The sequence below is a fragment of the Flavobacterium sp. ASW18X genome, assembly GCF_005144745.1.
GTDB lineage: Bacteria > Bacteroidota > Bacteroidia > Flavobacteriales > Flavobacteriaceae > Croceivirga.
In genome coordinates, this window is record NZ_SWKK01000017.1 from 1 (window position 1) to 21,112 (window position 21,112).

Consider the following 21,112-nt stretch of genomic DNA (forward strand, 5'->3'; position numbering starts at 1 on the left):
ACATTAAGTTACGAAATATCACCAAGGTGACAAAGTAAATTGAGGTGATAAAAGGGTGGGTTTTGAGACAGTCTGACGGTCTGGTGTATGATTTCGTTGCGTTTTTCTGCAACTAATTTAGCAAATACAAACCGAATAGAAAGTCCGCGGGGACTTTCGTAAGTAGGCTATAATTAGCAATGAATTATACACATTGTTGTACGCTGGCTTTTTTCATTCCGTTCGTCATTCAGCGTTGGCAAAGATATACTCTTTTGCAATTTTGGCTTATGTATTGGCCGTAGCGAATTGCAAATGTGTATGGCTTTTAGCGTTGGCATTTCCATTATGCTGTTAAGTCATAAAATGCACTTGGCGGAAATAACAAATCCAAACAATTCGCGTTGAGTTTAAAATTACAACCCTTATCTATTACTTTTCCATCTGGCATTCTTTTAATAGGATAGTCCATAGTTATTGCACCAGTTTCAATGAGAATTTCAAATTTATCTACCATTGGATTTTTAGTGTGTTCAACCTCTTTAAAATGAAAATATTCGTTGTTGTTTTCAATTTTACTTTCCGCTTTTATCCAAAACGTCTCTTTATGCTTTTTCAATAATGCTTTTCGAAGCGTTTCAAGTTCCCAGACCAGAAAGTCTCCTATCTCTGGTCTGTCAGAGTTCTCTAATAACCAGTCTTTATTGTATTCGATTCTTAACATAAGACCTTGAGCATTTCTGCCAGTTCCTCTCATTGTGTTATAGAGTCGAAAAATTCCGCTTTCCCAATACCCGAAAGTGTCAAGTATTTCAACTCTGGATTTAAATTTGCTTAAATTCCAATTTGGGGTTTTCCCAAAAAGTCCTTTTCGGTTATTTCTTTTATCTCTAAAAGATTTTAATTCAATTCCTTTGTAATCTGGTGCTTTGGAAGAATTCATTTCTATTCCGAGTAATGATTCAATTGTTCTTCCAATTCCCGTATCAGAGTTTACCTCGGACTTTACAAATCCTTTTTTTGATATAATTTTTAGCTTATTAAGTAACTCAATTGAAATTTCACTTTCTTCAAAGTTTATGGCAGAAATGAGCTCTTTAAATGGATTGATTATGGCCGAATTTAAAAGCTCAATAACGTTCAGCTTCGTTAAATTGAAAATATGGAATTTATCATCAAAAAAAGTTATCCCAATGATGTCATTTGGGTCAGCAACTTTAGTTAAGCCATAAAACCATATTCTTGGGTCTCCATTTTTTGTTATTGGACGATAAAGTGAAGCTTTTGATTTTAAGGTTTTAAATCCTGTATGTATTACAGTCGGAATAATCACTTTGCTATCTGGACCTTGACTTTGTAATTCATAATCGTGGATGCTCTCACTTTTCAAATAACTACGCACGGAACCAGTCGCATCCATTATCGATTTTTTAAGTCCAGTTTCAGTTGGTTCAATTAAAGTAAGTGAAACTTGGTTTTTGGTTAGTAGCTTAATTTTTTCTTGCTCTGCTTCTGTAAGTTTTCTCACTTGATATTCTTTAAAATTTCACTTGCTATCGCTCTTGCCAATAATGGTGGAACAGCATTCCCGACCAACGTGTATTGAGGTACTTCAGATTTTCTGTTATTTCCTCCAGTTGAACGTTTTCCTTGAAATACAAAAGAATCGTCAAACGATTGCAATCTTGCCATTTCTCTAACCGTCAAAGCTCTTGGTGAGTTATAGTGAATATAATCATCTGGAATAGTCATAATGGTTGAGCTTTGTTCATCAGGTTTTAGAACATTATAATTTCGTTTGTTAGATGATAGATTAAGCTTTTCGAGTTCTGGTTTTGCTTTTTTGTAGTCTCCATTTTTTAAAATCACTTCAAGCCTATTTATAACAGTTTCGTTTTGATTACTTGTTTTGTGATTATTTAGAATATCAAAGAATTTTTCTCCGTTTTCGAGTGCTTCCGTGTTTCTCACATAAAAAGGTTTGGTTTGTGGTTTAAACCGTTCAATCAATCTTCCTTTTTTAGACCATTCAGCAAATGATTTTCCACCTTTGGAAATTGGCTTCCCATCTATTTTTCTCTTTTTCAGAAGTTTAACCATCTTTTTCGCTGTTCCGTTATATTGAGAGAAAATATCAATAGGTTCATAACGATGAGCTTCTTCATTATTGCCGACAAAATCTAAATCATACAAGGCTTCAAAAATGGTAACTTTTTCATCTTCAGAAACTGTTGCGGGAATTTCAGAAATATACTTTTGGTCTTTTCTGCAACCAATAAATAGAACTCGCTCTCTATTTTGAGGAACACCATAGTTAGAAGCATTAGCTACAAAAGGTTTTTCTATTTTATACAGTCTAATACTTTCTAAAATTTCCTCCAATTCATCCTTTTGAACTTTGTTGCAATGGGTTTTCAATATTTGAATTGATTCATCAAAAGAAGTAGTATAAATCTTTAAAGCAGTAATTATATCCTCACAGTCTTTTTTATGTTTAATAGACACTTTTAAAGAACTAAAAGACTTCTCAATTTTGGAAATAACATTTTCAGGACTTATTTCTGTTAGAAAGTCTGTGAAACCATTTACAAAATTGTCATTATCAATATTGCAAAAATCTTTTTCCTTAATGATGTCTCTTTTCAGTTTTTCCCATTCTTTATTTCTTGCTAACAGATTAAAACCGTGACGAATAGTATTAATGTTTTCATCGGTTTTACTTGTTTTATAATCCGCAATTTTTGGGGTAAGTTTTCTAAATCTGCTTTCAACAAACCCGATAAAATCTGCTTTCCCAGATTCTTTATCCTTTTCAAGTAGTTTTTCAAGTTCAACTCTTTTTATAATACTTTCAAAAAGGAAAGAGTTTGAATCTTTTCTGATTTTTCTAATAAAAGAAATCAACTGGGGAATTTCCTTGATATCCACAATAGAGTTTATCTCCTTTAAGATTAATTCTTTTATTTTTCCTTTCTCTTTGGTTAAAATACCTTTTACATTCTCCATTACGAAGTATTTAGGTTGCAATACCTTGATGACTTCTAAATAGTGAGAAAACAAATCGTCTTTTTTGTCAAATTTCTTTCGCTTTCCTGCAAGACTGAAACTCTGACAAGGTGGTCCACCGCAAACAACATCAATTTTTCTCCCATCAATTTTTTCTAATAGATTGTCCAAAAAGTCAGGTTCTGTAATATCTTGCTGTAGAAATTTTGCATCTAACCCTAATTGATGATTATAACGAACAATGTGCGTTAATTCACAATTCTCGTTTATATCGTTTGCTACAATGAAATCAAAGAATTTGTTGTTGTGTTCAGCTTGAAGAAATCCCTCACTAAAACCTCCTGCACCTGCGAATAAGTCCACAAAAGTGAATGGTTTACCATATAGTGAAACTTGCTCTTTTACAATGTTCACGTTACTATTTTGTTTATAGTTTTCTATATGTTCATTCAAGACACTTTTTACTTCTTCTTGAACAAAGGTTTTTTTGTTAGAATGGTGTAAAAGCTCGTCAGCACGCTCTCTCAAAAAATCTAAATAGTGGTTGATTTCGTTAGCTTCTACGGTAATTCCAGTTGCTCTTTGTTTGGACTTGTTGAAGTTTTTCGGCTCTATTTTTTGTCCAGTTGAAATCTTGACTTGATTTCCGTTGCAGTTTATTCTCAGATGAATTGGTGCAAATCCCTTTTTGTCAGGCTTGTCTAAATAAAAGTTGATTGTCGCCATAAATTTACGGACGTTTTTACGTACACGGACAAATTTACGGACATTTTTTAAAATTCCAATTCAATTCTGTTTTTTGTTTTAAATCAGCTTGGGAAAGGCAAGCTCTTTTGGTTTTTTCAGCGTTGGCTTTTTGCAGTGGGAAAAACCAAATGTGCTTGACTGTGTGTTGGATTTTTAGCTTGCGTACAACGTGTTAGCTATAATTTGTTGGGGAATTTTACGCAGTGAAAATTCCGCCATAGGTTAAAGATAACTTTTTGCCGTCGATTTTCGATTAGAAAATCGACCCCCAATGAATTATAGGTTTTGTTGTCTGTAGTGATTATTGCCCCGCAGGGCCACCACGGAGTGGGAAGTCACCACGTTCTGCTTGCGTAACCCTCCGTACTGATTGGAAGGCTTCCGTACGAGTTAGCAATCGGTTTGTGATGTTTTCGTTAGCGGCAGATTTTGGCTTTAAAAAGTCCGACATAACAACAGCGAGTAAGAAAAACGGCTGAGTAAACTTTAAATGGTTTTTGCTCGAGAAAGCAGCTCTAGCATTACAGACAACGGTTGGGCTATGATTTCGTTGCGGACATTTCCAACGGAAATTGTCCGGGAGAAATCGGGCCCTGTTAATGGTCGATGGGTTTAAATTTAGCGAAAATGCAGCAATGAATTATAGCCGGTGTTGTGCTTTCGTGTTTTATTTTTCATTAATCATTAAGTGAATCTTGTGTGCGACTTCAAGACTTTTTTCTTTGTTCACGTCAATATCAAAGGCCTGCTCCAAAACGGTCTTTATTATTTTTGATATTTGTTCCACCGAATTTTTTTTATTGATGTGGAAGAGGATGTCGGTCGCCTCGATTTCATAATTTTCCAAATCGCTTATTTGATTTGCCATGTCACCAAGTGGATTCCATTCGCTTAGAATATCCTTTAGTCTATCAATATGTTTTTTGTTCATCTTTTGTTAGATACGAATTGTGACCTTGTCCTTCCGTTGTTTTTCAGTCCATTTTCTCGGCAATATTTGTAAAGTTCGGCTAAATCCACTTCAACTTCATTGACTTTTAGTCCATTTGACGTGAGTTCTTTCTTTGTTCTAAGATAGGATTTGTTCCATTCCTTCCAAGTGTCGAACATACTCTCCCTGTCATCAATCATCCTCAAGAATTTTCCCCAGTCCTTTTTTCTGTAAAATGCAAGACTTACTTCCATTTCTAATTTTTTTCAACATGAAGCACAACAATTGGATATCCGTCATATGACGGATATATCTACTTTATCTCTACTAATCTAAAGGATTTTTTATTGCTGTAAAAGTATGGTTGGCAACATGTGTATAAATTTCTGTTGTTTTGGTGCTACTATGCCCCAATAAAACCTGTATTTGCCTTATGTCTGTGCCTGCTTCTAACAAATGGGTAGCAAAACTGTGCCGCAGCATATGCGGTGTAACCCTTGTGCGTATCCCCGCGCGTTCTGCAGCAGATTTTACTACTTTTAAAACACTAACGGGGCTGTAGGGTTTCCCGTTCATTCCTTCAAACAAATAAGTATTAGGTTGCCACTGTTCACAATATAATCGTAAATCTGCTAGTGCATTAGTACTCAAAAGGGTATATCTGTCTTTGTTGCCTTTTCCTTGTTTTACATGGATAAGCATGCGCTGGCTATCAATATCTTCCAATTTTAATTGTACCAATTCACTACGTCGTAAACCTGCAGAGTATAGTAATTGTATTATGCATTTGTGTTTTAGGTTACGGGCATGTGTAATTATGGCTAAAATTTCTTCTTTAGAGATTACTTTGGGTAAATGGCGCTCTTTTCTGGGCCGCTCCAAGTCATAAAACCTGTTGGGCATGCCCAGCACCCCTTCATAATAAAACTTAATAGCATTAATAGCTTGGTTAATATAAGAGGTAGATAAGTTCTTATGTATCAAGGTTTGTAAATACCTGCGTACATCAGTCTCGTTTAAAGTTTCTAATGCTTGGTCTGGGTACATGTTAATGAACTGCTCAAAAAATTGCACGTATACTTTAACCGTATTGTTGGCATAGCGTTTAAGCTCTAACCGTTGTAGATAGGGTTCAGGACACCGTCTATACCCTGGGGGTAGATTCCGTTCTCGGTAATAGCTAACATTAACTTCAGGATTGTTGGTATTTATGGGTCTGTTGGTCAAAAATTTATTGTAATTAATCCAAGCTACCCCTTTAAAAGTGCTGTAAATGGCAGCTAAGTTAGCAGCAGTATTGGGTATATAGGCCATGCTGTATTCCGTACTCCATTTACAATTGGGTAAACCCTTTAGTAAATCTTGGATTAGCTTATCTGGACTAAATTGAATGCCAATTTTACGTTCGTTACCAATCATTAAATGGTGCAGCGTAATGGATTTTGTTGTCATCATTTTGCAATCCTAATATAAAAATGGACCATAAATCGTATTTTAAGCGTATAATATGCGTTTATTATGGATAGAATGTGCCCTGTTTGCCATACAACTGTCAAAGGTAGAACCGATAAAATTTATTGCTCTGTTAAATGTAAATCCATACATCAGTACGAAAAAAGACAACAAACAGAAACCTTTTACCTTAGGGTGGAAAAGCAATTAAGAACCAACAGAAAAGTATTACGCAGTTACAACAAAGCAGGTAAAGCTATAGTCCGTGCAGAAGAATTGCATAAACAAGGGTTTAACCCTAAGTTTTTTACGCATTATTGGAAGAATACTAAGGGCGATGTTTATTTGTTTGTGTTTGAATATGGATTTTTAAAAAGGACCGAAAATAACAAAACCAAATACGTTTTAGTTACTTGGCAGCCGTACATGGAGTAGGGGCATTCCAAGAATAAGTAGTTTAAAAATAGTGTTTTAGGACGATGAAAATTAGTGCCTATAGTTTTTTAGGGCGAAGCGTAAATAAAAAGGGTATCGTCCCTGTACGATGTTTTAATGTACAATTTAATTTTTACCTAATTAAGTGTTTAGAATTAGGCGCTAATACACCTTTTAGAAGTTGTTATTAAAAAAGTAACGGGGAATTCTGGCACAAAGAACGCATAAAAATACCCCAAACCAATGTATACGGTTTGAGGTATCTAAATTTGTAGGGTTGTAGTTGGTTTATTTTACCATTTTAGGCGTTACATAAAAGTTTTCGTCTACTGTAACCGTATCTCCTTTAACTTTAGTGCTTTGCCATGCTGTGTTTACGGTTGCCCATACGGGAGCATCACCCACCCAAAATTTTACAGGGATGGTAAAACCATCAACCACCTTGGTAAACCTGTATTGTAATTTTTTACCATTAAACTTGTATTCTAGTACGGGGATGTCTGTGGTTCTCAGGTATTGCTCAAAAAACGCGGTTAAATCTAGTCCAGAATGGTCTGCTACATATTTTTCTATTTGTTGTGTAGTCACAGTTTGGTGATAAAAATCTTTATTGAGCCCGCGTAGTATAGAACGCCACTTGGCATCGTCATTCAGCATTTGTCTAATAGTGTGTAGCATATTGGCCCCTTTATAATACATATCGCCAGAACCTTCTTTATTAAGATTGTATCTACCTATTATTGGAGCATCATTCTTAATATTCTTGCGCGTCCCTATAACATAGGCATTGGCAGCTTCTGTACCAAAATGATAGTCCAAATACAAACTTTCAGAATAGGCCGTAAAACCCTCATGCACCCACATGTCTGCAATATCTTTATAAGTAATATTATTGGCAAACCACTCGTGCCCAGCTTCATGAATAATAATAAAATCGAACTTCATTCCCCAACCAGAACCCGATAAATCTCTGCCCAAGTAGCCATTCTCAAAATTATTACCGTAGGTAACAGAGCTTTGGTGTTCCATTCCTAAATAAGGGACTTCTACCAGTTTAAAACCATCTTCATAAAACGGATACGGACCAAACCAATGTTCAAATGCTTTTAACATCATCGGGGTTTGGGTAAACTGTTTTTTTGCCTTTTCTAGGTTTTCTCTTAGCACATAATAATCTAGTTGTAACGGTCCTTTTTCTCCTTGGTACACTTCATCAAAATGCACATAGTCCCCAATATTTACATTAACTCCGTAGTTATTTATTGGGTTGTCTACGTGCCAGTGGTAGGTTTTGGTGGCTCCGTTTTCTTCTACCTTAGTTAGGGTACCGTTAGATACATCCATTAGGTTAGAGGGTACAGTAACACTTATATCCATAGAAGAAACCTCATCATACATATGGTCTTTACATGGCCACCATGCGCTTGCACCAAGACCTTGGCAAGATGTAGCTACAAACGGCAGGCCTTTGCTATCAGTTTTCCAAGAAAAACCACCGTCCCATGGTGCTCTACGAGCTGCTCGTGGTTTACCCGCATAATACACCTTTATTTCTGCTTCTTCCCCTTTTGGCAAAGGAGCATCAAACAACACATGGTACGCATTGGTACCTTTCTTTTTATAAGCCAATTCTTGGTCTTGGTAGGTAATTTTTTCTATGTATAATGGCGGTTGCAAATCTACCTGCAACATGGAACCTTCCTCTAACGTTTTAAACCTAATAAGGTTGCTGCCCTTAATGGTTTTGGTCTCTGGGTTTACCGTAATATCTAAATGGTAATAGGTAAGGTCCCACCACGCTCGTTCTGGCGTTATACTTCCTCTTAAAAAATCGTCTTCTGTAATAGCAACATCTTGTGCGCTCGCTGTAAGCGTAACTAAGAAGATTGCTAGGGTAAAAAGGTTCTTCATGTTTAATTTCTAATAATTCCCGTAGGGAAAACTACAATACTCTCATGCCCATCTGCACCAACGGCAGCCACCCCAAAGAAGTAATTGTCTAATACAATACCTTCTAAAGTTGTTCCTTTAACGTTCTCTACATACTTAAAATTATCCCAAGTAGGAGAAGTTGTATCTCTGTAGTATACTTTATAGCCTTTTGCGCCCGGAACTTCTTCCCAAACTAGTTTGGCATAAGGCTGTACTATACCACCAATTTTTACCTGAGTTGGCGCCGGTGGAGCCCATGCTATACCTGCTAGATTTATGGCGTTTACAGCCGTTAATTTTTTAGCATAGTTAAAGTTTACGTGCTCTAAAACGTCCCCATAGGCAATGCCATTTTCTGTTCGTAAATCTTGGTGCTGTTGGGTATAATTTTCATGCGCCTCCATTATGCGTATCCCCGCAAAACCAGCATCGTTAAAAGGTCTGTGGTGGCCGCCTCTACCAAAACGGTCTAAACGGTAAATAAGCATAGGATTCATCTCTGGCATGTAGGTTTTAGTCATTTTATGTACGTAACGTGCCAATTGTCTAGAAATACCATCTACCTCACCGCCATAAAATCTTCTGGCTGTTCGTTGGTTTTCGGTTTCTGTGGGCGGTACAGGTTCAGAAAAAATTCTAAAATCAGTATTACTTACTATCCCATCTACCCCAGTAATATTCCCAATCATATCATTATTTAGAATACCTACTATATCCCAATTCTTTTCCTTAGCATAGGCAGCTAAACCTTTACCACCATAAAGGCCTTGTTCTTCTCCAGAGAGCCCAACAAAAATTATACTACTTTCAAAGTCGTATTTAGACAATACACGTGCAGCTTCTAAGGTGCCAGCCATGCCACTGGCATTATCATTTGCTCCGGGAGAGGTGTCTGTATAATTATTTGGGTCACTTATTCTAGAATCTATATCCCCACTCATAATAATATATCTGTTGGGGTACTTTGTGCCTTTTTTTATAGCGACAACGTTTACCACCCAAACATCCTTAACAATACGGGCATTATCGCCTTTGGGCACAAAGTTTTTCTGGTAAAACACCTCTAAACAGTTGTTACAATCACTAGAGATTTGTTCAAATTCTTTTTTAATCCATCTTCTGGCAGCACCTATACCTGTAGTAGCACTTGTGGTATCGCTTAAGGTATGTCTGGTGCCAAAATTTACCAAAGTGGTAATATCTTTTTCAATTCGCTCTGCAGAAACAGCCTCTATAATATCATAAATACGGGTGTCTACTTGGGCTAAAGCTACCAATGGTAGCATAAATAGGAGAGTTGCTAGCTTTTTCATTTTTTTTGAGTTCTAATAAGTGGTATTAAAAATAATAATCCACAGCTAATACTAACCGTGGATTATATTTTATTGTGGAAGTTAAAAAAAAATAAATAGACTTACATTTTAGCAAATCGTTTTAAAACCTCTCTCACCTTCTTAGTGCCTTCTACATGGTATTTGGCATGCGTTTTTTTTAGTCCCACCTTCACGGTAACCGCTTGTTCTGGTAACTCTTGGAACATAAACTCGTCTGTCCAATCGTCTCCAATAGCAAAAATGTAATCGTAGTCGCCCTCTGCTAACATGCGTACAGATGCTCTACCTTTATTTACATTGCTGCTTTTTACCTCCATAACCTTATTACCGTTCAATACGCTAATATCATCGTTGCCAATGAGACCTGTAAGTACAGTATTTAACTGGGTAGCTCTTTTTTCTCCAAAGTCTGGGTCCGTGTTACGGTAGTGCCATGCCAAGGAATAGTTTTTCTCTTCTATAAAAGAACCAGGTGTACGGTCTACCCAAGATTCTAAAACTGGTCTTATTTTTTCCATCCAATCTCCTTTTACCTGTTCTAAAAGGGTAAAGTCTTCTCCACCTCTAGAAATCCATACCCCATGCTCCACAATCATGTTGTATTTTTTAGGTAAAAACCACTTGGTAAAAGTTTCTTTATCCCTACCACTGATTAAAAATAGGGTAGTGTTTTCTTGGTGGTGTAGTGTATCTAATAACTGATATAATTCTTCATCTGGAGATGCTTTTTGCGGGTCTTTATGAAAACCAGATAGGGTGCCATCATAATCTAAAAAGAGTATACGCTTTTTAGCAGCATCATAGTTGGCCACTAAGGTTTCTAAAAGACTTTTATTTATTTTCTGGCTTACATAAACGTTCTCTTCTTGTTGTTGTTCCTGTAGTGCAGTCATAAAGTCATTAGCCCAAGTTTCTACGTTATAACGACTTAAGCGTTTTTGCAGTAAGGAATTACGCTCTTGCTGCTCTTCTAAAGGCATAGTAATCGCTTGCTTTAGTGCTTGCGCTTGCTGTTCAAAATTATTAGGGTTTATAAGGAGTGCTTCACTCATTTCGTTTGCAGAACCAGCCATTTCACTCAAAATTAAAACCCCACTTTTATCTATCCTACATGCAATATATTCTTTAGCTACCAGATTCATCCCATCTCGTATTGGGGTAAGCCAAGCAATATCACTAGAAGTGTATAAATCTATTAAATTTTCAAAAGGTAAAGAGCGATAAAAATACCATATTGGCGTCCAGTTTACCGTAGACAATTCGCCATTAATTCTACCAATGAGCTCATCTATTTCTTTTTTAAGTAATTGGTATTGCGGAACGTTAGAACGAGACGGTACCGCAAGGATTATTAAACGTACCTTTTCTTTGTATTCTGGATTTTGGGTTAAGAAATACTCAAACGCTTTTATCCGTGAGGCAATCCCTTTACTATAATCTAAACGGTCTATGGAAACGATGAGTTTGGTGCCTGGAGCAGATTTTTTATGCTCGTCCAATTTCATTTGCAAATCCGTACGGTCCGCTCCGCTGAGTTGTAAACTCTGTTTGGCTGCGTCATGGAATTTAGCATAATCAATACCCATGGGGTAAGAGTCTACTTTTATTACTCGGTTATCTAGATACACTTCATTAAAACTAACCTCTAAACCTAGCAAACGCCTTACAGAACTTAAAAAATGGCGTTCATAATCGTAAGTATGGAATCCAATAAGGTCTGCCCCCAAAAGTCCTTCTAATACCTCTTCTCGCCAAGGTAGGGTTCTAAAAATCTCATAAGAAGGGAAAGGTATGTGCAAAAAGAAACCGATGGTAGCATCGGGTTTTTTCTCTTTTACCATTTGGGGTACTAACATCAATTGGTAATCATGTACCCAGATAATATCATCATCATTGGCAGCTTCTATAATTGCGTCTGCAAACTTTTGATTTACACTTTTGTAAACCTCCCAAAAATTGAGCTCAAATTCAGAATATTCTAAAAAATAATGAAAGAGTGGCCAAATAGTACGGTTGCTAAAGCCATAATAGAAACCTTCTATATCTTCTGCATTTAAATCTACTCTAGCGCAATTAAGTTCTGCCAAAGCTTGGTCAATTTTAGACTCCATTGCTTTTGGGGTATCTTCTTGGGTTAATCCAGACCAGCCAATCCACAAACCGTTTCCTTCTCTATGTACAGATTTTAGACCGGTAGCCAAACCACCCACACTAGGTTGGGCAGAAAGTTCTCCATTGTCAATTTTTAACTGAACGGGTAATCGATTTGAGATTATGATAGTTCTACTCATTATTTTGATGTTTTTAACCGTTTTTACTTTTATGTTTCTTGAAATTTCGGGAAATTCAACGTCATAAACTATTTGTAAGAATTCTTTTGCGAAAAATTAATTTATGGATAATCTAAATTATGGAATAATAGGCAACTGCAGGAGTGCAGCACTCATATCAGTTAAAGGTTCTATGGATTGGTGCTGTTTACCGGAGTTTGATTCATCTTCTATTTTTGCCAAGCTTTTGGACGAAAATAAAGGGGGGAGTTTTGAAATTTTGGTAGACGATAACTATGCTATTAGCCAGGCTTACGAGAACCGTACCAACATTCTAGTCACCCGGTTTAGCAATGGGGTAGATTGTTTTGAGCTGCGCGATTTTATGCCTAGATACCACAAAAAGGATGGAAATTACCATGCCCAACCAGAGGTTGTTCGTTATGTTAAGTTAATATCTGGAACTCCAGAATTTAAAATAAAATATAATCCAAGATTAGAATATGCTAGAGAGGCTACCAACTCTTTTATAAAAGAACATTTTATTGTAAGCCTTACGGATGAGCAACAATACGACACTGTTTTTCTGTACACCTCTTTCAATAAAGAAAAAGTGGTGGCTGGTGATACGCTACAATTGCAAGAGGATGGTTATTTTTTGATTACCTATAATGAAAAACTCTTGGCACCTAACATAGAAAAGGTGTATTTAGAGATGGAGCGCACTAAAATATATTGGTTAGATTGGTGCGATAGAACACCAACGTATAAAAAGTACAACAAGCAAATATTAAGGAGTGCATTGACGCTTAAAATGCTCACCTATGACAAAACTGGTGCTGTGTTGGCTGCTGCCACTACTTCTTTACCAGAAACTATTGGTGAAGTAAGAAATTGGGATTACCGTTTTTGTTGGATAAGAGATGCCTCTATGGTTATTAAAGTAATGTCAGAACTAGGGCACAAAAACTCGGCACTGCGTTATTTGCAGTTTATTATTGATTTGATGCCAGATAAGGACGAGAAATTCCAGATCATGTATGGTATTAATAAAGAAAAAACGCTGACGGAAGTTACCCTAGACCATTTAGACGGCTACAAAGGCTCTAAACCTGTACGTATTGGTAATGCCGCCTACCAACAAACCCAAAACGATATTTATGGTATACTAATGGATGTCATCCATGAACAGGTCAGCAGGTTTGGAACGGATTTAGAAAATTGCGAAGAATTATGGGGTATTACCAAAGGTATTGTCTGGATTGTAGATAAACATTGGCAAGAACCAGATAAAGGCATTTGGGAATTTAGAGAAGAAGACCGCCATTTTACCTTTTCTAAAGTGTTGTGTTGGGTAGCTTTAGATAGGGCGATAAAGGTAGCAGAGATATTTGGTAAACACCACAAATTAGAAATGTGGAAAGAACTAGAAGAAAAAATAAGAACCGATATTTTAGAGAATGCTTGGAACGATGAGGTTAAGGCATTTGTACAGTCTTACGGTTCTACGTATTTAGATGCTTCGGTTTTACTCATGGAATCCTACGGATTTATAGATGCCAAGGACCCCAAATTTGTAAGTACCGTTATGGCGATAGATAAAGATTTAAATAATGACGGCTTGCTGTATCGTTACAAAAATGAGGACGATTTTGGTCTGCCTTCATCGTCTTTTACCATTTGCACTTTTTGGTTTATAAAGAGCTTGTTTAAGATGGGCGAAGAAGAAAAAGCGGAGCAATTATTTGAGCAAGTACTTGGGTACAGCAATCATTTAGGCTTATTTAGTGAGGATATTGATTTTGAGTCTAAACGATTACTGGGTAATTTTCCACAGGCCTATTCCCATTTGGCATTGATAGAATGCGCTATTCTTTTCTCTAACAAACACCGCGAAGAAAAAATATTAGAACATATTACTTAGCAGTTTTTTAGAGCCAAATCACTTATTTTTTGCAATAGGTCTTTTAAATGCTCTAGTGTAGTAAACGGATTCATTAAAGAGGTACGTAAATAATGCGTGCCTCTTAATTTTGTTTGTACCATATAATATTCGCCTTCTTCTAAGGTTTGTTGCCTTATTGCTGCATTAAGCTGGTTTAACGCTGCAGCAGACATGCCTTCTTTTACATATCTAAAACATACAATATTACTTTGTGGAGCTACCGCTAGTTCAAAATTTGGGGTGTTTTGGATTACTGCTGCAAAGTCTTTTGCCAAATTGTATTGTCTGGTAACAAAAGCATCAAACAATTCCAAGCCATAAAACTTTATCAAAATAAACCAATGTAAACTCATCATGGTTTTGGTACATTCAAACGTTTTTTTACCACTTTGGTACCATTGGTCTTCTTGACTATCGTCTAATAAATAATCTGCCTGTTGACTAAAAGTTTGTTGGGCATGCCATTTGTTTTTAAATACCAAAGCTGTGGTTATCACGGGCATCATTAACATTTTATGGCCATCTATAATCATAGAATCTGCCTCTGCGGCACCGTCTAGTAAATGCTTGTATTTTTTAGAGAAAATAGCAGCTCCACCATGGGCGCCATCCACATGAAACCATAAATCTTTTTCTTTGGCAAACTGTGCAATTGCAGCCAAATCATCATAAGCACCTGTAGCTGTAGAAGGAGCAGAACCTACAATGGCAAAAACCTGTATACCAGCATCTAAGACTTCTTGATATGCTCCTGCTAGTTGGTCAGTGTCCATAGAATAGTTGGCTTTTGCGGCTATTTTTATGATGCCTTTACTGCCTAGCCCCATAATCCTAGCGGCGCGGTCTATGCAATAGTGGGCTTCTTCGCATACCAGTATTCCTAAAGGTTTTGTGTATCCGTCATTCCAAATATCTTCTTTAACTTTTGTTCTTCTGGCAGCTAAGAGTGCGGTTAGGTTGGCTAAAGTACCACCAGAAGTTAGAAAACCACCAGCTTCTGTGGTATACCCAATAGTTTCGCAAATGATGTCTGTGACTATACGTTCTATAGCAGAAGGACTCATCCCCATCTCATACACCGCCATTCCGTTATTCATTAATGCGCCAGCCATTGCGGTTAAGCTAGTAATTGGAGTAGGGGAGGCCACTTGGTGCCCTACATATTTGGGATGTTGTATGTGTGTTGTTCTTTTAAATAATTCTGGAAACAATTGGTTAGGATGCCCTTCTTTCAAATAATTTTTCCAGAAATCTAATTCGGTTTCTGGGTTTTTCCAATCAATCACTTTAGAAGTGGCTTCAGGTTTAATTCTTGCCTTAAATTCTGCTAAAAACTGGGGTAGAAATTCTTCAAAATGCGATACCGAATACGCCTGTTCTAAGATGTTGTTTTCCATAGGACAAAGCTAAGGCATCAAACAATAACAAGAAATAAAAAAACCGTCCCAATTGGAACGGTTTTCAAGCTTACTTCATTTAAGAAGTCAACATAACTAGTCAAAGGTATAACCATTGTCAGCAGCCACTTTATCCGCAATTTGCGTTCTAAGGGCAACCACATTTGGCTGATTTGTGTATTTGGTAAAACGCTTAAGACCCATCAACATCATACGTTGCTCATCACCCTCAGCAAAAGAAACAATCGCTTCTTTACCTTTTTGGTTGATGATGTCTACTGCTTTATACAAATAGTACTTACTCATTGCAATTTGCGTAGCTTGAGAATCTTCTCCAAAACGCTTCGCATTTTTCTCAGTTCTTAAGATGGCAGATTCTGCCATGTAAACTTGGATAAGGATATCAGAAGCAGCCATCAATAATTGTTGATGCGATTCTAATTCTGTTCCGTATTTCTGTACAGCACTACCTGCTACCATTAAAAATACTTTCTTAAGACGCTTAATTAAGTCTTTCTCTTCTGCAAACAACTCAGAAAAATCTGGTGCATCAAAAGAAGGTATACCCATTAACTCTTCTCCAACTGCTGTAGCTGGTCCTAATAAATCTACATGACCTTTCATCGCTTTTTTAACCAGCATACCTACAGATAACATTCTGTTAATTTCGTTGGTACCTTCATAGATTCTAGAGATACGAGCATCTCTCCAGGCAGACTCCATAGGTGTGTCTGCGCTAAAGCCCATACCACCAAAAATCTGGATACCTTCATCGGCAGTTTCCTGTACGTGCTCAGAAACCGCAACTTTTAAGATCGAACATTCTATAGCATATTCTTCTACACCTTTAAGTTCTGCATCTTGGTGAGTGTTTCCTTCTTCTTCTCTAATAGCTATTCTGTCTTCAATATTTTTAGCTGCTCTATAGCAAGCAGATTCATCTACATAAGCGTTGGTGGTCATGTCTGCAATTTTAGACTTGATAGCACCAAAGTTCATGATAGGAGTTTTAAACTGAATACGCTCATTGGCGTAGTTTACAGCTTCATTAATTACTCTACGTTGTGCATCTAAACAAGCAGCCGCCAATTTAATACGCCCAACGTTTAGAGCGTTCATAGCAATTTTAAAACCATTACCTCTTTCTGATAACATGTTTTCTACAGGCACTTTTGTTTCATTAAAGAAAACTTGGCGCGTAGAAGAGGAGTGGATACCCAATTTCTTTTCTTCATCCCCTAAAGTGATACCGTTGCTTGGGTCGTTTTCTACGATGAAACCTGTGATGTTTTTATCGTCCTCAATACGAGCAAAAACTATAAATAGATTACAGAAACCAGCGTTAGAAATCCACATTTTTTGTCCGGTGATGCTGTAGTGTTTACCATCTTCTGACAAAACAGCTTTAGTTTTACCAGAATTAGCATCAGAACCGGCACCTGGCTCAGTTAAACAATAAGCACCAAACCACTCTCCAGAAGCCAATTTAGGCACATATTTAGTACGCTGCTCCTCTGTACCGTATAAAGTGATTGGCATAGTACCAATCCCAGTATGTGCACCAAATGCTGTACTAAAAGAACCTGTAGCTCCAGAAATATAATCACAAACCAACATGGTAGAAACAAAGCCCATGCCCATACCACCAAACTTTTCTGGTACAGCAACACTTAACAATCCAAGTTCACCTGCTTTACGCATGGTTTCTTCTGTATAAGCGTAGTCTTTCTTTTCAAAACGTTCCCAATGTGCCCAAAGTTCTCTATCTACGAATTCCTTGGTGCTATCACGCATCATCTTCTGCTCTTCATTCAAGTCTTCGATGGTAAAAACATCTTCGCATTTGGTTTCTTTAACCAAAAACTGTCCACCTCTTAGGATGTCTTTCTTTTCTGTTGCCATATTTTTTAGGTTTTAAAAGAATAAAAAAATAGAGGAGCGAAAAAAATCACACTATCACCACATCGTCATTCTTACGGAGACTCCTCTATTTTATTCTTTTATACGTTTATTGATTTAATTACTAATTCAGTTTTAAGGATTATTTCAAGAACTCAAAAATTCCTGCCGCGCCTTGTCCAGTACCCACACACATGGTTACCAAACCGTACTTTCCTTGCATATTGCGCTTACGCATTTCATCAAACAACTGTACAGATAGTTTACCTCCAGTACAACCTAGTGGGTGCCCTAGCGCAATGGCACCACCGTTTACGTTGATAATATCTGGATTTAAATCTAACTCGCGAATTACTGCTATGGATTGAGAAGCAAAAGCTTCATTCAACTCAATTAATTCAATATCAGCTTGTTTTAATCCAGCTTGTTTCAATGCTTTTGGCACTGCTTTTACAGGTCCAATACCCATAATCCTTGGTTCAACGCCTGCTGCCGCATAATTAACAAGACGTGCTACTGGCTCCAAATTTAATTCCTTCACCATGTCTTCGCTCATTACCATTACAAAGGCTGCACCATCACTCGTTTGCGAAGAATTCCCTGCAGTAACACTACCGTTAGCGGCAAACACAGGACGTAATTTACCAAGTACCTCTAAAGAAGTATCCTTTCTAGGACCTTCATCTTTAGTAACCGTATATTTCTTAGTTGCTTTTTTACCGTTAGCATCTACATAGGTTTGTTCTACATCAATAGGAACAATTTGTGACTGAAAACGGTCTTCCGCTTGTGCTTTTAATGCTTTTTGGTGTGAGTTGTAGGCAAATTGGTCTTGTTCTTCACGAGATACCTTAAACTGCTCAGCAACTGCTTCTGCAGTGTTACCCATACCCCAGTAATAATCTTCATGACCAGATTTTACCACATCATAATTTAATTCTGTTTTAAAACCCGTCATAGGAACAGAACTCATACTTTCTACACCACCCGCAATAATACAATCTGCCATTCCGGCTTGTATTTTGGCAGTTGCAATACCAATAGTTTCTAATCCAGAAGAACAGAAACGGTTAACGGTAACTCCTGGTACATCAACAATATCTAATCCCATTAAAGAGATTAAACGTCCCATGTTAAGCCCTTGAGAACCTTCTGGCATGGCGTTACCAACAATTACATCGTCGATACGTTTTTTGTCTAGTTGTGGCAACTCCTTCATCATATGTTCAATGGTCTCTGCCGCCAACTCATCTGCGCGCTTAAAACGGAAGAGCCCTTTAGGAGCTTTCCCAACCGCAGTTCTATATCCTTTAACTATATATGCTGTTTTCATTATTCTAGCTTTAGGCTTTAAGCATTACGCTAAAAGCGAAATTTAATTTCTTAATGGTTTACCTGTTTTCAACATGTGTTGGATACGTTCTAAGGTCTTTCTTTCGGTACATAGTGATAAAAAGGCCTCTCTTTCTATATCCAATAAGTATTGCTCACTTACTAAAGTAGGCTCAGATAAATCACCACCTGCCATTACGTACGCTAGCTTGTTAGCAATTTTTTTGTCGTGCTCACTAATGTAACGGCTAGCTTCCATAGAATCTGTACCCACTAAGAACATCCCTAGGGCTTGTTTACCAAGAACTTTAATGTCTTTTCTTGTAGGGGGCTTAGTGTAGCCTTGCTCTGCCATTAATTTAGCATGTGCCTTAGCAGTAGCTATTTGTCTATCCTTATTAACTACAACAATGTCTTTACCTTTTTGTAAAATACCCAAATCATACGCTTCATAAGCAGAGGTAGAAACCTTGGCCATACCTATAGTTAAGAAGTGGTCTTGTAACACATTAAGTTCTACATCGCCTTTGCGGAAAGAATCTGATGCACGCATGGCCATTTCTTTAGAGCCACCACCGCCAGGGATTACCCCAACACCAAATTCTACTAGTCCAATATAAGTTTCTGCTGCGGCAACTACCTTATCGGCGTGCATAGAAAGTTCACATCCACCACCCAAAGTCATGCCATGTGGTGCAGAAACCGTTGGGATAGAAGAGTAGCGCATACGCATCATGGTATCTTGGAACATTTTTATAGCCATGTTCAACTCATCATATTCTTGTTCTACCGCTAACATAAATATCATACCAATGTTAGCGCCCACAGAGAAATTAGCCGCTTGGTTACCCACTACCAACCCTTGAAAGTCTTTTTCAGCCAAGTCAATAGCCTTGTTTAAACCAGCTAAAACATCGCCACCAATGGTATTCATCTTGGATTGGAATTCACAATTAAGGATTCCATCACCCAAATCTTCTACAACAACACCAGAGTTTTTAAATACCTCTTTAGATTTTCTGATATTATCTAAAATGATAAAGGCATCCTGTCCAGGAATTTTTACCATTTCTTTTTTAGGAATATCATAGAAATAGGTAGCGCCATCTTTTACGGAGTAGAATGAAGTTACCCCAGCAGCTTTCATTTCTTCTACCCAATTGGCAGCGGTTTGCCCTTCTGCTGCTATAAATTCTAAACCTTTATCCAAGCCTACAGCATCCCATATTTGGAAAGGACCATGTTCCCATCCAAATCCAGCTTTCATGGCATCATCTATTTTATAAAGCTCATCTGTGATTTCTGGAACTCTATGCGATACGTAGGCGAATAATTGACCAAAGCTTTTACGGTAAAACTCGCCCGCTTTGTCTTTGCCACCACATAAAACAGCAAACCTATCTACAACTTTATCTATGGTTTTAGTAAGTTCTAGCGTTGCAAACTTTGCACTCTTCTTAGAACGATAATCCATGGTATCTAAATCCAACGTTTGGATTTCACTCTTACCGTTCTCGCCCTTTACTTTTTTATAAAAACCTTGTCCTGTTTTACTACCTAACCATTTGTTTTCCATCATGGTATTGATGAAATCTGGTAGTTTAAACAAGTCGTGACGTTCATCATCTGGGCAGTTGTCATAAATACCATTGGCTACATGTACCAAGGTGTCCAAACCAACTACGTCTACTGTACGGAAGGTAGCAGATTTTGGTCTGCCAATAACAGGCCCGGTTAATTTGTCTACTTCTTCTACCGTCATCCCTAAATCTTTTACGGCGTGGAAAAGACTTTGGATACTAAAAATACCAATTCTGTTACCAATAAACGCAGGAGTATCTTTGGCAACTACAGAAGTTTTACCTAAAAACTGCTCACCATACCCATTTAAAAATTCTAGTACAGCTGGGTCCGTTTTTGGGCCTGGAATAATCTCGAACAATTTTAGGTAACGTGCAGGGTTAAAGAAGTGTGTTCCACAGAAGTGCTTCTGGAAATCATGGCTTCTGCCTTCGCTCATAAATTTAATAGGAATACCAGAGGTGTTAGACGTAATTAAAGTACCCGGTTTTCTATATTTCTCAAGATTTTCAAACACTGTCTTCTTAATATCCAAGCGCTCTACTACTACTTCTATAATCCAGTCTACATCTTTAACTTTAGCAATATCATCCTCTAGGTTACCCGTTGTAATTCGGTTAGCGAATTTTTGGTGGTAAATAGGGGATGGCTTTGATTTTAAAGCCTTTGTCAAAGCATCGTTCACCATACGGTTACGTACTACTTTGTCTTCTAAAGTTAATCCTTTAGCCTTCTCTTTGTCATTCAGTTCTCTTGGTACAATATCCAATAATAGGACCTCCACACCAATATTCGCAAAATGACAGGCAATTCCGCTACCCATGATACCGGATCCAATTACAGCAATCTTGTTAATATGCCTCTTCATGTAC

Annotated in this window: 14 protein-coding genes; 2 read left to right on the plus strand and 12 right to left on the minus strand. The window is 37.3% G+C overall.

Annotated elements, in window-relative coordinates:
• Positions 1–325: 325 nt before the first annotated feature.
• From FBT53_RS12210 to xerA, 5 genes are all read right to left on the minus strand, one after another.
• On the minus strand, positions 326–1,507 hold the full coding sequence (locus tag FBT53_RS12210; RefSeq protein WP_136951474.1) for an MvaI/BcnI family restriction endonuclease: 1,182 nt from the start codon (positions 1,505–1,507) through the stop codon (positions 326–328).
• Positions 1,504–3,711: a DNA (cytosine-5-)-methyltransferase gene (gene dcm, locus FBT53_RS12215; RefSeq protein ID WP_136951475.1), complete on the minus strand. Its 2,208-nt coding sequence runs from the start codon at positions 3,709–3,711 to the stop codon at positions 1,504–1,506. Before dcm ends, FBT53_RS12210 begins: the two co-directional genes overlap by 4 nt.
• A gap of 322 nt (positions 3,712–4,033) precedes the next feature.
• The gene (locus FBT53_RS16110; RefSeq protein ID WP_169630357.1) at positions 4,034–4,183 is read right to left on the minus strand and encodes a hypothetical protein; all 150 of its coding nucleotides are present in this window, start codon (positions 4,181–4,183) and stop codon (positions 4,034–4,036) included.
• 216 nt (positions 4,184–4,399) lie between these two features.
• Complete coding sequence (locus FBT53_RS12220; RefSeq protein ID WP_136951476.1) at positions 4,400–4,663, minus strand: DUF1871 family protein; 264 nt, start codon at positions 4,661–4,663, stop codon at positions 4,400–4,402.
• Positions 4,664–4,990: 327 nt separating this feature from the next.
• Positions 4,991–6,118, minus strand: a complete 1,128-nt coding sequence (xerA, locus tag FBT53_RS12225) for a site-specific tyrosine recombinase/integron integrase (RefSeq protein WP_240729829.1) — start codon at positions 6,116–6,118, stop codon at positions 4,991–4,993.
• A 63-nt stretch (positions 6,119–6,181) separates the two neighbouring features.
• On the opposite strand from xerA, the gene FBT53_RS12230 reads away from it, so the two are divergent.
• A complete protein-coding gene (locus tag FBT53_RS12230; protein ID WP_136951477.1) occupies positions 6,182–6,550 on the plus strand; it encodes a hypothetical protein in 369 nt (122 codons plus the stop codon).
• A gap of 288 nt (positions 6,551–6,838) precedes the next feature.
• Here the strand turns inward: FBT53_RS12230 and FBT53_RS12235 are convergent, their stop codons facing one another.
• The 3 genes from FBT53_RS12235 to FBT53_RS12245 form a co-directional block, all read right to left on the minus strand.
• Positions 6,839–8,461, minus strand: a complete 1,623-nt coding sequence (locus tag FBT53_RS12235; RefSeq protein WP_136951478.1) for a M1 family metallopeptidase — start codon at positions 8,459–8,461, stop codon at positions 6,839–6,841.
• Between the two features lie 2 nt (positions 8,462–8,463).
• Complete coding sequence (locus FBT53_RS12240) at positions 8,464–9,795, minus strand: M28 family peptidase (protein WP_136951479.1); 1,332 nt, start codon at positions 9,793–9,795, stop codon at positions 8,464–8,466.
• 101 nt (positions 9,796–9,896) lie between these two features.
• Positions 9,897–12,107, minus strand: coding sequence for a bifunctional alpha,alpha-trehalose-phosphate synthase (UDP-forming)/trehalose-phosphatase (locus tag FBT53_RS12245; RefSeq protein WP_136951480.1), 2,211 nt, complete (start codon positions 12,105–12,107; stop codon positions 9,897–9,899).
• A gap of 103 nt (positions 12,108–12,210) precedes the next feature.
• Between FBT53_RS12245 and FBT53_RS12250 the strand changes: the two genes are divergently transcribed.
• Positions 12,211–14,010, plus strand: a complete 1,800-nt coding sequence (locus tag FBT53_RS12250) for a glycoside hydrolase family 15 protein (RefSeq protein WP_136951481.1) — start codon at positions 12,211–12,213, stop codon at positions 14,008–14,010.
• On the opposite strand, the gene FBT53_RS12255 is transcribed toward FBT53_RS12250, so the two are convergent.
• The 4 genes from FBT53_RS12255 to FBT53_RS12270 form a co-directional block, all read right to left on the minus strand.
• Positions 14,007–15,428 (minus strand): aminotransferase class V-fold PLP-dependent enzyme, encoded by a 1,422-nt coding sequence (locus FBT53_RS12255; RefSeq protein ID WP_136951482.1) that lies wholly within the window; start codon positions 15,426–15,428, stop codon positions 14,007–14,009. The genes FBT53_RS12250 and FBT53_RS12255 overlap by 4 nt on opposite strands.
• Before the next feature lie 96 nt (positions 15,429–15,524).
• Entirely contained in the window at positions 15,525–17,330 is a 1,806-nt protein-coding gene (locus tag FBT53_RS12260; protein ID WP_136951483.1) for an acyl-CoA dehydrogenase family protein, read from the minus strand.
• Positions 17,331–17,469: 139 nt separating this feature from the next.
• The gene (locus tag FBT53_RS12265) at positions 17,470–18,660 is read right to left on the minus strand and encodes an acetyl-CoA C-acyltransferase (RefSeq protein ID WP_136951484.1); all 1,191 of its coding nucleotides are present in this window, start codon (positions 18,658–18,660) and stop codon (positions 17,470–17,472) included.
• A gap of 42 nt (positions 18,661–18,702) precedes the next feature.
• Entirely contained in the window at positions 18,703–21,108 is a 2,406-nt protein-coding gene (locus FBT53_RS12270) for a 3-hydroxyacyl-CoA dehydrogenase/enoyl-CoA hydratase family protein (protein ID WP_136951485.1), read from the minus strand.
• Positions 21,109–21,112: the final 4 nt, after the last annotated feature.